Annotated in this window: 15 protein-coding genes and 1 pseudogene; 4 read left to right on the top strand and 12 right to left on the bottom strand. The window is 67.0% G+C overall.

Annotation, left to right across the window (positions count from 1 at the left end; genetic code table 11):
* Positions 1–145: 145 nt before the first annotated feature.
* The 3 genes from ACE3TL_RS13775 to ACE3TL_RS13765 all read left to right on the top strand — a co-directional run bounded on the left by ACE3TL_RS13775 (position 146) and on the right by ACE3TL_RS13765 (position 2,015).
* Positions 146–1,237 carry a GDSL-type esterase/lipase family protein gene (locus ACE3TL_RS13775; RefSeq protein ID WP_374579253.1) on the top strand — a complete coding sequence of 364 codons (1,092 nt, stop codon included), beginning with the start codon at positions 146–148 and terminating at the stop codon, positions 1,235–1,237.
* A gap of 77 nt (positions 1,238–1,314) precedes the next feature.
* Positions 1,315–1,542 (top strand): DUF2061 domain-containing protein, encoded by a 228-nt coding sequence (locus tag ACE3TL_RS13770; protein WP_374579252.1) that lies wholly within the window; start codon positions 1,315–1,317, stop codon positions 1,540–1,542.
* 11 nt (positions 1,543–1,553) lie between these two features.
* The gene (locus ACE3TL_RS13765; RefSeq protein ID WP_374579251.1) at positions 1,554–2,015 is read left to right on the top strand and encodes a Dps family protein; all 462 of its coding nucleotides are present in this window, start codon (positions 1,554–1,556) and stop codon (positions 2,013–2,015) included.
* A 36-nt stretch (positions 2,016–2,051) separates the two neighbouring features.
* Here the strand turns inward: ACE3TL_RS13765 and ACE3TL_RS13760 are convergent.
* From ACE3TL_RS13760 to ACE3TL_RS13750, 3 genes and pseudogenes are all read right to left on the bottom strand, one after another.
* A pseudogene (locus ACE3TL_RS13760) lies at positions 2,052–2,165 on the bottom strand (PEPxxWA-CTERM sorting domain-containing protein); the annotation flags it as partial.
* Complete coding sequence (locus ACE3TL_RS13755) at positions 2,165–2,482, bottom strand: hypothetical protein (RefSeq protein WP_374579250.1); 318 nt, start codon at positions 2,480–2,482, stop codon at positions 2,165–2,167. The gene ACE3TL_RS13755 and the pseudogene ACE3TL_RS13760, both read right to left, overlap by 1 nt.
* An 804-nt stretch (positions 2,483–3,286) precedes the next feature.
* Entirely contained in the window at positions 3,287–3,946 is a 660-nt protein-coding gene (locus tag ACE3TL_RS13750) for a CAP domain-containing protein (protein ID WP_374579249.1), read from the bottom strand.
* A 174-nt stretch (positions 3,947–4,120) separates the two neighbouring features.
* On the opposite strand from ACE3TL_RS13750, the gene ACE3TL_RS13745 reads away from it, so the two are divergent.
* On the top strand, positions 4,121–4,870 hold the full coding sequence (locus tag ACE3TL_RS13745; protein WP_374579248.1) for a DsbA family protein: 750 nt from the start codon (positions 4,121–4,123) through the stop codon (positions 4,868–4,870).
* A gap of 177 nt (positions 4,871–5,047) precedes the next feature.
* Here ACE3TL_RS13745 and ACE3TL_RS13740 read toward each other — a convergent pair whose 3' ends face one another.
* From ACE3TL_RS13740 to ACE3TL_RS13700, 9 genes are all read right to left on the bottom strand, one after another.
* Complete coding sequence (locus tag ACE3TL_RS13740) at positions 5,048–7,579, bottom strand: TonB-dependent receptor (protein ID WP_374579247.1); 2,532 nt, start codon at positions 7,577–7,579, stop codon at positions 5,048–5,050.
* Positions 7,580–7,794: 215 nt separating this feature from the next.
* On the bottom strand, positions 7,795–8,421 hold the full coding sequence (locus ACE3TL_RS13735; protein WP_374579246.1) for a TetR/AcrR family transcriptional regulator: 627 nt from the start codon (positions 8,419–8,421) through the stop codon (positions 7,795–7,797).
* A gap of 68 nt (positions 8,422–8,489) precedes the next feature.
* Positions 8,490–10,190, bottom strand: a complete 1,701-nt coding sequence (locus ACE3TL_RS13730) for a hypothetical protein (RefSeq protein ID WP_374579245.1) — start codon at positions 10,188–10,190, stop codon at positions 8,490–8,492.
* 62 nt (positions 10,191–10,252) lie between these two features.
* The gene (gene ybaK / locus ACE3TL_RS13725; RefSeq protein ID WP_374579244.1) at positions 10,253–10,723 is read right to left on the bottom strand and encodes a Cys-tRNA(Pro) deacylase; all 471 of its coding nucleotides are present in this window, start codon (positions 10,721–10,723) and stop codon (positions 10,253–10,255) included.
* Between the two features lie 42 nt (positions 10,724–10,765).
* Complete coding sequence (locus ACE3TL_RS13720) at positions 10,766–11,029, bottom strand: hypothetical protein (protein ID WP_374579243.1); 264 nt, start codon at positions 11,027–11,029, stop codon at positions 10,766–10,768.
* A gap of 3 nt (positions 11,030–11,032) precedes the next feature.
* A complete protein-coding gene (gene pth2, locus ACE3TL_RS13715; RefSeq protein ID WP_374579242.1) occupies positions 11,033–11,374 on the bottom strand; it encodes a peptidyl-tRNA hydrolase Pth2 in 342 nt (113 codons plus the stop codon).
* A gap of 42 nt (positions 11,375–11,416) precedes the next feature.
* Positions 11,417–12,784, bottom strand: coding sequence for an MBL fold metallo-hydrolase RNA specificity domain-containing protein (locus ACE3TL_RS13710; RefSeq protein ID WP_374579241.1), 1,368 nt, complete (start codon positions 12,782–12,784; stop codon positions 11,417–11,419).
* 74 nt (positions 12,785–12,858) lie between these two features.
* On the bottom strand, positions 12,859–14,037 hold the full coding sequence (locus ACE3TL_RS13705; RefSeq protein WP_374579240.1) for an amidohydrolase family protein: 1,179 nt from the start codon (positions 14,035–14,037) through the stop codon (positions 12,859–12,861).
* A 402-nt stretch (positions 14,038–14,439) separates the two neighbouring features.
* On the bottom strand, positions 14,440–14,940 hold a 501-nt coding region (locus ACE3TL_RS13700; RefSeq protein ID WP_374579239.1), incomplete at its 5' end, for a Swt1 family HEPN domain-containing protein.

The following is a 14,940-nucleotide window of genomic DNA, read 5'->3' as shown; positions in this document are numbered from 1 at the left end:
TCGCAGATCCATCGAATAGGGTCGAACCATGCAGGCTGGCCTCCGCCCAGCCCACATCTTGAATCACGATCCGCCCAAAACCGGAATCCCGCGATTCAATCAAATCCAAGCACGATCTAGTGCCCTGGCCAATTGGGGGGATGTCATGAGAACGCTGAGCCTGGACGAGATCGCGCCGCTGCTGGATGGTCATGTCGATATCCGCCGCCGGCCAGGTTCGCTGCAGCCGCTGCGACTGCCGGCGGCCGAGCTCGGCTTCTACGACGCTTTCAACCGCTGGGTCGGCTCCTGCGCCGCCGGCTGCCGCGTCCGCTTGACCACGACCTCGCGCACGCTGGCGCTCTCCGGCGCCCAGCGGCTGATGGCCGAGCCGGTGTCGGACGAGCGGCGCGGCGCCTACGACCTCTTCGTGGACGGCGTGCTGCACGAGCGAGCCTGGGCCGAGGGCGGGGCGACCATCGACCTGGAAGCCGGCAGGTTTGTGGGCGACGAGGCGTTTAACCTGACGTTCGAGGGCCTTCCGGCAGGCTTCAAGACACTCGAACTGTGGCTGCCCCAGGCCGCCACCGTCTCCATCTCCGCCCTGGCCGTCGACGACGGCGCGGAGGTCTCCACCGCCCCCGATCCACGGCCGCGCATCCTCTTCCACGGCAGCTCGATCAGCCATTGCCTGGAGGCCGAGGGGGCGAGCGCCGGCTGGCCGGCGGTCGCCGCGGGCCTGGCCGGGGTTTCGCACCAGAACCTGGGCTGGGCCGGCTCCTGCCTGCTGTCGGGCCAGGCCGCACGGATCATCCGCGACGCCCGCGTCGACGCCATCGTCCTGAAGCTCGGGATCAACGTCCATCCGGAAGGCCAGCTCAAGGAGCGGACCTTCCTCGACTCCGCCCACGCGATGATCTCGATCATCCGCGAGAAACACCTGCGCACACCGATCGTCGTCGCCTCGCCGATCTTCTCGCCCGGCCGCGAGACCGAGGCGTCGGGCGGGGGCCTGCCGCTGACGCACATGCGCGAACTGCTGGCGCAGGTCGTCTCCGCCCGCCATGCGGCTGGCGACACAGCTATCCGCTATCTCGACGGCCTTTCACTGTTCAGCGAGGCGGACGCGCACCTGCTGCCCGACGACCTGCATCCAAACACTAAAGGCTACCGCCTGATGGGCGAGCGCTTCCACGCCCTGGCGCTGAGCGGGCCGGACGCGGTGCTCAATGGCCGCCATGCCGCTGACGGATCATAGGAAAATCTGACCGACCGCTGCTTCCAATCGCAAGGATCAAGCTTATATTGCGAATTAGTCGCAATTTGGAAGACGCCATGCGGACCGCCAAGAAGACACTCAGCTACAGCCTGATGCACCTGTTGGTCGCGGTGACCGTCGCCTTCGCCCTGACCCGCGACTGGCATGCGGCCCTGGCCATCGGATTGATCGAGCCGGTCTTCCAGACCCTCGCCTTCGCGGTTCACGAGCGGGTCTGGGCGCGGATCGACCGAAGCGGAACCATGGCGGCGAATGCTCGTTCGGCCATCATCGAAGCTCAATGAGGAGACCGGCGATGCCGAACCCCGGACCCAGCGCAAAGGATCGCAAGACCGTGGCCGAAGGGCTGTCGAAGGTGCTGGCCGACAGCTACGGGGTCTATCTGAAGACCCATGGCTATCACTGGAACGTCAGCGGCCCGACCTTCTCGCAGCTCCACGCGCTGTTCATGACCCAGTACACCGAGATGTGGGCGGCGATCGACGAGGTCGCCGAACGCATCCGGGCGTTGGGCGAGCTGGCGCCGCAGGGCTATGGCGCCTTCGGCAACCTCTCGTCGATCAAGGACGGCGATCCGACCAAGGACGCCGCCGCCATGATCAAGGATCTGATCGAGAGCCACGAGTCCCTGATCGGGACGCTCTATGGCGTTCTGCCGACGGCGCAGGAGGCCGGAGACGAAGTGACGGCCAGCCTGATCTCCGACCGGCTGACCGCGCACGAAAAGCACCTCTGGATGCTGCGCGCCTCTCTCTAAGGCCGAACCCGCCTCCTTTGGAGGCGGGTTTCTTCCCTAAGTCTCTTGAGCTTCCAGCCGACGGCCGTTCCGCTGGATGCGGACCATAGCGCCCAGCCCGAAGAACCCGACGATCATCATCGCCCAGGTCGCCGGCTCTGGCACCGGACTCACGGGACCAGGACCAGGACCTGGGCCCGGACCAGGGTCACAGCCGGGGCCAGGTATGGTGCAGGGTCCTGGACCTGGATCAGGATTGGGACCCGGATCCGGGTTCGGTCCAGGGCCAGGGCCAGGGCCAGGGCCGGGGCCGGGCCCCGGATCAGGACCGGGGCCTGGATCGGGATTGGGACCAGGGCCGGGGCCCGGATCGGGGTTCGGCCCAGGACCTGGGCCTGGGTCGGGATTGCCCGGCGTTCCGCCGCCCCCGCCTCCACCGCCTCCGCCACCACCACCGCCTGGCGGAATGAGGATGCCGCCCGGGCCATAGCCGCCGGGGCCGCCGAACGACGGACCGAAGCCGCCGCCAGGACCTTCGGCCAGCAGCACCGGCGCGGCTGGGGCGTCGGTCGCGACCGCTTCCGGCGGGCCGGCGATTTCGTCGAGCAGGCGCTGGGCCGGCGGACGGGCCTCCTCAGGCAGCAAGGCCTGGATGGACGGCTTGGTGTCGCATTCGGTCGAGGGGGCCGGCGGCAAGGCGCTGGTCCGCATCTCGAACGAGGAATCGAGCAGCTGACGTGCAGGCGGCGCCGGCGGGCGAACCACCTGAACGCGCTTGACCTTGCGCACTCCGACCGGCTTGGCCGCCGGCTGGGCGACAGCGACCGGCTTGGCCTTCGGCTTGACAGGACGATGGACGGGCTTGGCCCGGCCCGGATCGGCGGGACGCGCCACCGCGGCCCGAACCTTCGGGAAGCAGTCTTCCGCAGCAGCGGGACCGGCGACCGCGGGCGCAAGCAGCGCGCCTATCAGGACGTATCGCGAGATCGTCATTACTCTGCCCTACTCCTACCCGCCTCCGGCGTACTGCGCCGGATGAGGACCTGCACGTACAGCCCCGCTGCACGATTATCGTACGCGCGACAGCAGCGCTGGTTGCAAGATGCAACATGTGCGCCAGTTTAAGCGGAGCTCGCCCTCTACGCGTGTAACCAATTGTAAGACAGGTTGCTCGCCACCCCGTCCACCCGGATATGGCGGTAAGCGCTGGCCGCGTCCAGTCGCCTTTCAGGAGTATTTTTCCCCACGCCGAATATCCGCTCGGCCCGTGGGGCCGCTGATCGGCAGGCGGATTATTCCTCGGCCGCCGGGCGGGCGCGGTCGTTGGCTGCGGTGCGCAGGCCCGAGGCGGTTCCGCCGAAGTCCATGACGCACATGGTGGCGTAGTCGCGATGCGGCCCGCAGCTCACCCCCACGACCTGAAACGAGGCGTGGAAGATATTTCGCCGGTGACCGCGGCTGGGCACGCCGCTGTCGATGATCAGGGCGCGGACCACCTCGGCGGGCGAGGGCGGCCCATAGGCGATGTTTTCCGCCGCGATGGTCTCCGAAAGGCCATGGCGGCGCAGGCGCTCGTAGAACCGCTCGCCGTCAGGGCCGTCGTGGCCGATCTCCCCGGCCGGGCCTTGCAGCACGACATGCTCGAGCGCGGCGGTGGCCAGCGCCTGGTCCGCCCTCAGCGGCCGCAGCGGGGCCTGGCCCCGAAGATGCGCCACCGCCTCGGCGAAGGCGTCCGGGTCGTTGTCGTCCTGCCCGGCCTGGCGAAGCGCGCGCTCCCAGGGCGTGACCGGCTGCGCCTGCAGGCGCCTGGCGTACTCCTGAGGATGCATCCGGGCGAAATTGATCTCGGCCAGAATGGCGTCTTCCATCGGACCGGCGTAGGCCATGGCGGGCGCAGCCAGGGCTGCGGCGAGGACGAGAGCGCGGAATTGATGTTCGAAACGCCGTTGCAAGCTGATCACCGTCGAATGCTTGACCGGCGAGAACTTGCGGCAACGACATGTATATGCGTTTAAGTTTGATGGTTTATATCTATTGTTACTATAGCATTAAGGATACGGATACGAAATGCTCATAGTAAATGCATCGAAAACCATGATCGGAACGAGCAGACGGAACCAAGATTGATGGCGGCGATCTTCAGAACATCCATCGCCATCGCCGCCGTTCTGGCGCTGGGCGGATGCGAACAGGTCGAAGACAAGGCTTTCGAGCTGAAGCTGCGCGCCTATCTGCGCGAGCATCCCGAGGTCATCCGCGAGGCCGCGCAGAAGCTGAAGCAGAAGAAGATCGCCGCCGCCGCCCGGACCCTGGAACACGCCCAGCCGAGGCTGGAGCGCGACACTCGCGACTTCGTGGTGCATCCCGACGGCCACGTGACGGTCGTGCAGTTCTTCGACAACAACTGCCTCTATTGCAGCAACGCCGCCCCAGAGGTCCTGGCCCTGATCGCGCAGAGCCCCGACGTGCGGTTCGTCTTCAAGCAATATCCGGTGTTCGGCAGCACATCCGACTATGCCGCCAGCGTCGCCTTGACCCCGCAGGGGAAGGCGCGGGGCCTGGAACTCTATCGCGCCTTCCTTGATCAGAAGAAGCTGACTCCGGCGCGGGTGGACGCCCTGGCCCTCAAGGCCGGGCTCACTCCTGCAGATCTGCAGCTTGCGCTCGCCGACCCGGCGATCGCCAAGCAGATCGGCGACACCCGGGCGCTGGCGCAGGAGATCGGCCTCCAGGGCGTTCCAGCCTTCGTGGTGGGCGATCAGGTCATCCAGGGCGCCGACATAGACCGCCTGCGCGCTGCCATCACGCGGGCGCGGAGCAGCTCGCTGAGCTCGATGAGCGACAGTCTGGTCCGCCGTCCGGCCGCCGGCTACTGATCTTCCAAAGAAGAGGGCGCTGCGGTCTCCCGCAGCGCCCCTTTCCAAAGCCGTCCAGACGCCGCCTAGAGCCCTTTAGGGTTTGGTGGAACACCAAACCCGTTGAAAAGGGCTCTAAATCAAGCCTGTAGAGCGCGTTCGGGCGGGCGAACCGCTCACACTTCGCCCTAACGCGCTCTAGAAGCGGTACTGGAACTCCACGCCGTAGGTGCGCGGGAAGTTGAGCTTCACCGTGCGGCGGTAGTCGCCGCTGGCGGTCAGGCCCGTCGAGGACGAGCTCTGATAGGCCACTTCGTCGAAGGCGTTCTTCACGTAGCCGATGATCGTGAAGCGATCCTGGGAGTCCTTCCACAGGGCGCGGAAGTCGACGATCTCGTTCGACGGCGCGGTGTAATTCGACTGCGCGAAGATCGTCGTCTGCATGTCGTCGGTGAAGGTATAGGTCCCACCGAGCGTCAGGCTGCCTAGATCGAAGTCGAAGGTGTAGTTCGCCCCAAGGGTGAACTTGTTCTCCGGCGTCATAGGCAGACGGTTGCCTTCGAGGTTCTGCGTACGCGCCGTCGGCACGCCGCCGACCGGATTGGCGCCCGGCTTGGAGGCGGTCAGGTCGTTGACGTCGACGAAGCAGCAACCGTTGCGCACTTCGGCGTTGATGTAGGCGTAGCTGCCGAAGATCATCAGGTTGTCGATCGGCGCCCATTGGCCTTCCAGCTCGACGCCCCAGTTGCGCGCGTCGAGGTTCAGGAACTGGGTGCCGGTGGTCGAGCCGCTGATGATGACCCGCAGCGGCGCCTGGAAGCCCTTGTAGTCGGCGTAGAAGATCGCCGAGTTGAGCTGGAAGCGGCCGCCGAAGGTCTTCTTCAGGCCGAGTTCGTAGTTATCGACGTACTCCGGATCGGCGTAGGGAACCGCGGTCAGGCCGTTGGAGGCCAGCCAGCCGCCGGACTTGTAGCCGCGGCTGTAGCGGGCGTAGGCGTTGGTGGAGCTGTCCGGCTGCCATTGCACGCCGAGCGTGCCGGTCCAGGCGTCGTAGTCTCCCGACAGGTCGCGAACCAGGCCGCCGTTGTCGCCCTCACGCAGGTTGGCGTAGGCGGGCAGCGCGTTGCAGGAGGCGAGGGTCGCGCCGCCACACACCACGAAGGTCGTGAAGTCCAGGGCGATGCCCTGGGCGACCGAGGCCGGAAGGCTCGCATACTGCTGGAGCAGGGTGGTGGTGGTCGGGCTACGCGAGACGTAGCGGGCGAAGTCGGTGCCCTTCTTTTCGTCCTTCGTGTAGCGGAGGCCGGCGGTCAGGGTCCAGTTCTCGGCGAACTCGTAGTCGATCTGACCGAAGGCGGCGTAGGAGTCGACCTCCAGGGTGCCGTCGACGAACAGGTAGTTGCCGTCGGGGTTGGCCGCGGCCGGACCGCCGGTCGCCAGGCTGAGCGGCGCCAGCATGGCCGCATCGCCGAGCACCCGCAGGCCCTGCGGCTGCGCATAGGACTGATGGTACTGATAGAGACCGACGATCCAGTGCAGCGGGCCGTCCGAATTGGACGACAGGTTGATCTCGTTCGACCACCACTTCTGTTTCTCGGTGTAGAAGAAGCGCTCGTTCGGCGAGACGCCGACCGCGGTATAGGCGCCGAACGGCGTCGCGGTGGCGATGTTGAACAGGCCCTGACGCGAAGAGCGGTCTTCGTCGCCATTGGTGTTGTAGGTGTAGGACTGGTAGCCGGCCAGGTACTTCAGGTTGGCCCAGCCCAGGTCCCAGTTTAGGTCGAAGTGCAGACGCTGGTGATTGGAGAGCTTGCCCTCCATCGTCTGGTCCATGTCGATCTTGTACGGATCGGCGATCGACGGGTTGACCTTGTTATATCCAAAGGTCGGGTTGTAGTAGAGCGCGCTGTTCTCGATGCCGGTCGGCGAGATCGTGTCGTAGGGCGTGATCACGCTCTCGTGGATGTTGCCGACGCCGTAGCTGTCGTCCCAGTCGAACTTGGTGTAGCGCAGACGGGCGGTGATGTTCTCGCCCAGGTCGGCTTCGATCTGGCCTTCGACGATGTAGCGCTTCATGGCGCTGGTGTCGCCGCCCGGACCGACGTTCTTGATGAAGCCTTCGTCACGGCGCTCGACGGAGCCGCCGACCAGGAAGCGCAGGCCTTCGGTGATCGGGCCGCTGACCAGGGCGTCGGTGCGCCACGCGCCATAATTGCCGACCGCGCCGCGGACCTCGCCCTTGAACTCGTGGCTGGGCCGCTTGCCGATGATGTTCAGCGCGCCGCCGATCGAGTTACGGCCATAGAGGGTGCCCTGCGGGCCGCGCAGGATTTCCGTCCGTTCGATGAACAGCGAAGGCGTCGAGGAGTCGGCCATCGAGTTCGAGAAGATGCCGTCGGAATAGAGCGCGACCGACGGGTCGGTGCCGATGGCGTTGGTCAGGCGGCCGAAGCCGCGGATCGAGAGACGGTCGTTGTTGGTGTAGGCGACGCTGGGCGTCACGCGCGCCAAGTCCTCGACCGTGGCCACGCCCATGATGTCGCGCTTCTCGGACGTATAGGCGGTCACGGCGACCGCGACGTCCTGCAGGCTCTGCTCGCGCTTTTCAGCGGTGACGACCAGTTCCTCGATGGTGAAGGCGTCTTGGGCCGCGGCCTGAGTGGCGGCGGACATGGCCGCGATGGACGCGCCCATAATGAAGAGACTGCGTAGGCGCAGCGGCTTACTCATAAATGTAACCTCCCAGCCAGACGCGGGCGTTAGCCGCCCGTCGCGAGTGCTTAAAGACCCAGGCTGGAGGTCTCGAACACCGTTTGAATAGAGAAAAAGCGCAGCCTCTGGAAATTCGCCACGCCTTGTGGCGCAAGGGCCGCAGTGATTTGAGGAATCGGTACGGCTAAGTCGCAGAAAAGACTGCGTAATGGATTTCAGAGGCGCTGGAGGCCTCAACGGCCGGCGATCAGGGCCCCCAGGCCCAGCACGGCCGATTCCAGCGTTTCGTGCTCGGGGCCCGATCCCGGCTCGGCCCGCGAGAGGGCGACGGCGGCGATGCCGCGACCCCAGGCCCATATCGCCTCGGCGATCTTCTCGGCCATTTCGGGAGAGTGCTGCCCGACGAAATCCCCGACGATCGCGGCGCGAGAGACGGCGAACGCCTCGGCCTCGGCCGCGGCCACGTCAGCGCGACGGCCGGCGTCCAGCGCCTCGTACATCAGCTCGTAAAGCTCGGGCTTCTCGCGCAGGAAGTTCAGATAGGCGAGGCCGGTGGATCGCAGTCCGCTCTGCTCGCCACGCGTCTCGTAGGCCGTGCGCATGGCCTCGGCCAGTTGCCGGAAGCCGTCGACCGCCAGCCCGCCCAGCAGGGCGGCCTTGTCCGCATAGTGATAATAGACGGTGCCGGGCGCCACGCCCCCACGATCGGCGATGGCCCGCAGGGAGAGCCCGACCCGGCCCTGCTCCTGCAATATCTCGCGCGCGGCGGACAGCAACTGGCTGCGGACATTGCCGACGTGATAGGTCCGCCGACGTTCGAGGATCGCCGTCGACGTCACCGCCGCTCCTGTCCTGGCCACGCACGCACCTCCGCACTGCGGCATACTCACGCCGCGACGCACTATAATCAGCGGTAACTTAAGGCCGGTTACGTGCGTCGGGTCAATCTGCGACCCTCGGTTTGGTCGCGCACGGCCCAGGCCATGATTTCTTCCCAGTGACTATAGCCAAGAAAGCGGCCGATATTCGGCACGATCCGGACGGCCTTCAGATGATCGCCCAGCCAGGCGCGCATTTCGTCTGGCGAAGTCATGGCGTCGTCCTGGCCATGCCAGAGGGTGATCGGAGCGGTGAGCCCGCAGAGGTCCAGCCGCGAAGGCCGCGCGGCGCAACGGATCGCCTCGGATGCGCCCCGCGCGCTCACCGCCAGGGCCTCGCGCGTATATTCGACCATGAAGTCGATCAGCTCCGGGTGCGAACGCAGATAGGCGCTGTCCCCCGGGGCCGAAGCGGCCGCCTGGGCGAAGCGTTCGAACTGGGCGCGGTTGAGGCCGTGACGCAGGATCTCGAACACCATGTCCGACAGCCAGGCGTTGCGGGAAATCCGCCGCCAGAACAGCGTCATCAGATGGCCGGCGTCTTCGGCCCGCTCGGTCTGCGGCCCTGGCCGGCGCCCCGTGACCAGCAGGATGCGCTCGATATCGCCGCCGAGCGCGGCCGCGGCGGCCAGGCCGTAAGGCGCGCCATCTGAGAAAGCCACCATGGCGGCCGGCCCCAGCCCAAGCTCTCGATGCAGCGCAACATAGTCTTCGGCCGCGGCTTCGAAGCTGAAGCGCGGCAAGGGATCGGTCCGCCCCACCCCGGCGCGCTCCAGCACGATCAGCCGCAGGCCGAGGTCCCTGGCCAGGCCGTGGCTGCCGCGGCGAAGCAGGCTGGAACTGAGGTCCGGCACGACCGTCAGCACCGGCTCCCCCGCCGGATCGCCATAGTCACGCCAGCCAATGGATCGCCCCTCGCGCGTGAAAAAGCGAAGCGGCGGCGCGCTTTCGCGGGCCGACAGCTCCGTCGCCACGATCGCCGGCGCGAAAGCCCGCGCCTCTCCGCCTTCGAAGGCCGAGGCGAGCGAGGAAAGCTGGGTCAGGGCCCGGACCAGTTCGCTCTGGCGGTTCAGGCCCATCTTCTCGAACACCGCGCGGAGTTGATTGCGCAGGGTGTTGACGCTGACATCCAGGTCCTGCGCCGCCTCCTTCAGGGTCAGTCCCTCGGCGAGGCGGGCGGCCAGGCGCAGTTCGGCGCCCGTCAGGCCGAAGCTTTCGCGCACGCTCGACCACAGGCGGTCGGTGGAGTCGACCGCCGGAAAGACCAGCGCCATCGTCCCGGCGGCCAGGGCGTCTTCGCCGCCCGACAGCGGTTGTACGCCCTGGGACAGCGCATCGGGCAAGGCCGAGGCCGGCATGACATAGGCGAAGAACGGTCCGTCGTTCTCCGCATCGGTGAACTTGACGATCACCTGCCCGGCGGAAATCTCGGCCAGGCGCCGTCGCGCCCGGTCGAGCGCCTCATGGTTGGAGGCGTTCAGGAACCGCAGGCCGCGAGCCTCCAGCCCGCCCAGCCGCCGCTCGAAGGCGCCCTTGCCCGCCGCATTGGCCGCGACCGCCCCGCCGCGGGCGCCCAGCACCACCACGCCGACGCGCTCGCCGCCCGGCGCGGGCGGCCGCACCGTGGGCGCCGGCCGCGCGGCGTCGGGCGCGGCCAGCGCCTCGATCACCTGCTCCCACTGAGCCGGATCGGCGGCGACGGCGTAGAGCGCCTCGATCACGGTCGAGGCGCCGGACTTGTCCTGCGGCATGAGGGCCTTCCCCAAGAGGCCCGCCCATGCTGCGCCCAGCCGGCGGCGGGCCGCAAGCCTCGTCAGGTCAACGAAACCACCGCGGCGCCGAGGACGGCGACAAGGTCGCCCGGCGCGATCAGCACCTGCAACCCACGCTGGCCGCCGTTGACGAACACCGTCTCGTGCAGGGTCGCCATCTCGTCGAGCACGGTCGGAACCTGACGCTTCTGGCCGAAGGGCGAAACGCCGCCGACCTTGTAGCCCGTCAGGCGCTCGGCGTCGGCCGGCTTCATCATCTGGGCCGACTTGCCGCCGACGGCGGCGGCCAGCTTCTTCATGGCGACCTCCTCGTCCGAGGCGAGGATCGCGCAGACCGGCTTGCCGTCCACCAGGGCCATCAGGGTCTTCAGCACCCGGTCCGGCGGGACGCCCAGGCTTTCGGCCGCCTGCAGCCCGACCCGCGGCGCATCGGGATCGTAGTCGTAGGTGAAGAGCTCATAGGCGATCCCGGCCTTGTCGAGCACGAGGGTCGCAGGCGTGGTCCTGGCCATGGCGAGCCCTTCAGCTCGCCGCCTGGGCGCAAAGACCCCTGGTCATCTCGGCGCGAGGTTCAGGACAATCTCCCCGTCCTCGACATGGACGATCACCACGCCCAGCGCCGGACCGTCGTTGATCTGCAGGATCAGGTTCTGGCCCTTGTAGTCGGAGAGATCCCTGCCGCTGACCGGCCGAGCCTTGGCGATGAACGACAGGATGGCGTTCTGGGCGTGCTCCAGGGTGGCCTCGAAAGTCACCGTCTCCAGCGGCGCCTCCATGGTCCCCAGGACCCCGGTCCCGCGCTTGGTGGAATAAACCATGTGCTACCTCATCAGCTTGAGCGCGCCGGTCACGGCGTCGATGCGCGCGATCTCGTCCGGGCCGATGCCGACGCAGGTGGGCGTGCCCGCGGCCACGACGGTGCGGCCCGCATCGCGGATCACCATCGCCGGCAGACCGGCGGCCTGCGCCTGGCGGGCCAGCTCGAACAGCTCGGCTTCCGAAGCGCAGCGCAGCACCACCTTGGGCATGCCGGCCTGGAACCAGGCGGACTGCTTCTGCGCCGGGGCGTTCAGCAAGGCGCCGACCGCCGCGTGCGCGACCTGGGCCGCCATCTTGCCCGGCGGCAGGGCGAGCGCCTCGTTGACGACGATGACCTGCTTCATGCGGCTCAGCCTTTCGGCCGGATGGGGCGCGATGGCAAGCCGTCAGGCCAGGGCGTAGGGCTCGTCCTGTTCGGAGACCGTGGTCTTCCAGCCGAGATCGGCCTCGATCCGCTGTTGCAGCGCCTGGGCGGCCACCGGCTCGCCATGCACGATGAAGGTCCGCTTGGGCGGCCTGCGGAAACCGCCCAGCCAGCGCATGATCTCGTCGACATCGGCGTGGGCCGACAGCATCGGCAGGTTGGCGATCTCGGCCCGGATCGGAATCCACTGGCCGTGGATCTTGACCTCGCGCGCGCCGTTCAGCAGCGCCTCGCCGCGCGTGCCGGCGGCCTGGTAGCCGGCGAAGACCACCGTATTGCGCGGATCGGGCCCATAGGCCTTGAGGTGGTGCAGCACCCGGCCGCCCGTGGCCATGCCGCTGGCCGAGATGATGACCTTGGGCACCGTGTTGGCCGATAGGGCTTTCGAATCCTCGACGTCGCGGGTGTAGGTGGCGACGGCGCAAGCCGCCCGGCAGTCGCTGGCCGACAGCCTGTGGTCCTGCGGATGGCGCGCCAGCATGGTGCTGGCGTCGATCGCCATCGGGCTGTCGAGATAGATCGGGACCAGGCCCAGCCTGCCCGCCCGCTTCAGGCGCCAGAAATAATAGAGCAGCTCCTGCGCCCGGCCGACCGCGAAGGCCGGGATGATGACCGTGCCGCCCCGGCGGCTGGTCCGCTCGACCACTGCGGCTAGGACCTCGCCGGGATCGACAGGCTCGTGCCGGCGATCGCCATAGGTCGACTCCACCAGCAGGTAGTCGGCCGCTTCGACCGGCTCCGGATCAGGCATCAGCGGATCGCCATAGCGGCCGAGGTCGCCCGAAAAGACAGTCGTCGTCCCCTCCCAGCGGATCTCCGCCGTCGCCGCGCCCAGGATATGGCCCGCGCGCCGATAGGTCAGATGCGCGCCATGGCCCAGGTCGAAGGACTTGCCGAAGGCGATCGGCTTCAGTTGCTCCAGCGCCCGCTGGGCGTCGCGGCGGCCATACAAGGGCAGGGCGGGCTTGTGTTTCGAGAACCCATGCCGATTGGCGAACTCGGCGTCGTTCTCCTGGATCTTGGCGCTGTCGAGCAGCAGCAGCTCGCAAAGGTCGGCCGTCGCCTCGGTGCAGACGATGTCCCCGCCATAGCCGTCACGGACCAGGCGCGGAAGATAGCCGCTGTGATCCAGATGGGCGTGGGTCAGCACCACCTTGTCGAGCTGCGTCGGGCCCACCGCCAAGGGCTGCCAGTTCTGCAGGCGCAGGGCCTTCAACCCCTGGAAGAGCCCGCAATCGACCATGAGGCGGCGCGCGCCGTGGCTCAGGACGTGCTTGGATCCCGTTACGGTTCCGGCCCCGCCCAGCGAGGTCAGCGTGAGTCTGGCCATGCATGCTCCCCCAAGACTTGCGGACTTGCCTCGCAAGCTGGGCCGGGACCTTGAGTTACGTCAAACCTGTGCGGCTAGGCGGCGTTCGGCGCTATGCGAAGGAAGTTCTCGGCGTAGAACCTGGACTTCACCGCCTCGCTGCGGCCCTCCAGGTGACGTTCGAACTTGCCGATCGGATCGCGGCCGCCCTCGATGTGCGGATAGTCGCTGGAGAACAGGTAGAGATCGGCGCTGGACTGATCGAGCATGCAGCCCAGGTCCTCCAGCGGGAAGGGCGTGAACGCCATCTGCTCGGTGATCTGCTGGGTCGGGCTGCGCTTCTGGACCTGCAGATTGGCGTCGTTGCGACCCCAGGTGCGGGCCACCCAGTCCAGGCGCCGCAGCATTTCCGGGACCCAGCCGGCCCCCAGCTCGATCGCAGCCCCGCGCAGGTTCGGATGCCGGTCCAGCACGCCGTCCAGCACCAGCATGCTGATGAAGCCTTCCGGCGCCTGATGCTGCAGGGCCGCATCCTTGGTGCGCACGTTCTCGCCGCCGCCCAGCCAGTCCTTCACCGGCGCGCGGCCATTGGAGCCCCAGGCCTTGGAGACCTGCAGCGGCGCGCCGCCCACGTGCATCAGGAACGGCACGCGCGCTTCGGCCAGCCGCGCCCAGAACGGTTCGAAGTCGACATGGCCCGGCGACCGGTCCCCCAGCGGCGCACGGTGCGGCACCCAGACCGCGCCCAGCCCCTGGGCCAGGGCCCAATCCAGTTCGGCCAGGGCCAGGTCCGGCTCGTCCAGCGGAATCGCCGCCACGCCGATCATCCGGCTGTCGGGCTTGCAGAAGTCGGCCATGTGCCGGTTGTGCGCCCGGGTCGCGCCATAGCGCAGCCGCGGCTCCAGCTTCGTGCTGGGTGAGAACGGCATCCGCAGGCTGTGGGTGGCGAACACCAGTTGCTTGGTGAAGCCCAGCATATCCAGCGCCTTGGAGCGGTCGGCGCTGTCGAACGCCCCCAGGGCCTGGATTTCCTTCGACTTGGCGATCAGCTCGTCGCCCATGGCGATCTGTTCGGCGCGGTGGGCTTCGCTGTGCCGGTTGCCCTGCCCCACGATCACCGCCACCTCCTCGTCGGTGACGATCGAGGCCGAGTAGCTCACCTCCGGAATCTCGTCGCGCAGGGCCGGATCGGCGTACTTCTTCAGGAAGTCCGGCAGTTCCATGATGTGGCTGTCGGCGTCGTAGAACGCGCGGGTCGCAGGCGCATAGGTCATCGCATCCTCCTTGCGCGCCCGCGTCTGTCCCGCGCGAGCGTCGAGGCTCAGCCTAATTGGCGCAGCCGCGCAGGGCGAGCGGTTATGAGGACGCGTCCGCCAGCGGCCCGACCTACAGACCAGCCCGCGGCTCAGCGAGCCGGATCAACCTCCGCCGAATGAAAGCGACGCGGTTGCCGCTCCCGCCCGCCAAATCACACGAGAGGCCGAAAAAGCGCTACGTCACCCCCCGGCCTGGCCACCTACGTTCAGGAGCGCGGTGGTCTCTGAGGTTGTCATGGCGGAGAGGGTGGGATTTTGCCAGGACCCGACCAACCATCTGAAAAATAATAACTTTTCTGCAGCCGGCTGTAACGGTTGCGATAGCCGTTTGTAACAGCCATCGGGGCTCCAGCAAAGGCGCTACTTCGGACCTTCGAGCAGCCGGAACCAGTCCTTTACGGCGAGCTTTAGCCGGTCCACCTCGTCCTCCGCTAACAGTCCACAGTGGGCGATTGGTCCGCGCAAAGTGTTCAGGGAGAACATCGCTCGGCCAAGAGCCTTCTCATTGCTGAGTATGCCGCCGAACAAAATGTAGTTGGCGCGAATGATGTCGCCCAAGTGACCGAACGTAACATAGTCTAACTCATTGTCAGACCGCGCGGTTACACCGGCCTCAACCTCTCGCTTCTGGTTATTCTTACATTCTTCTTTTGCACTAGGCGGGGAATGGGCATCCCACCAGCCTAATCCGTGCGCGTCGATCATCGTGTCGTCGATAAACTTCCTGATGTCGTTCTCAAGCATGTAGAATAGCTTATAGTATTCTGACATCCGCTCGGCATTGGCCCGCACCTCAGCGGAGAACTGTCCGATAAAGCTCTTTACGACAGCTTCGTTCTTGATGTCTTCAGACACCATCAC

Origin of the sequence: Phenylobacterium sp. (assembly GCF_041920015.1) — a bacterium.
GTDB lineage: Bacteria > Pseudomonadota > Alphaproteobacteria > Caulobacterales > Caulobacteraceae > Phenylobacterium.
Note: the sequence above shows the minus strand (reverse complement) of the source record. Positions and strands in the feature narration are given on the sequence as shown.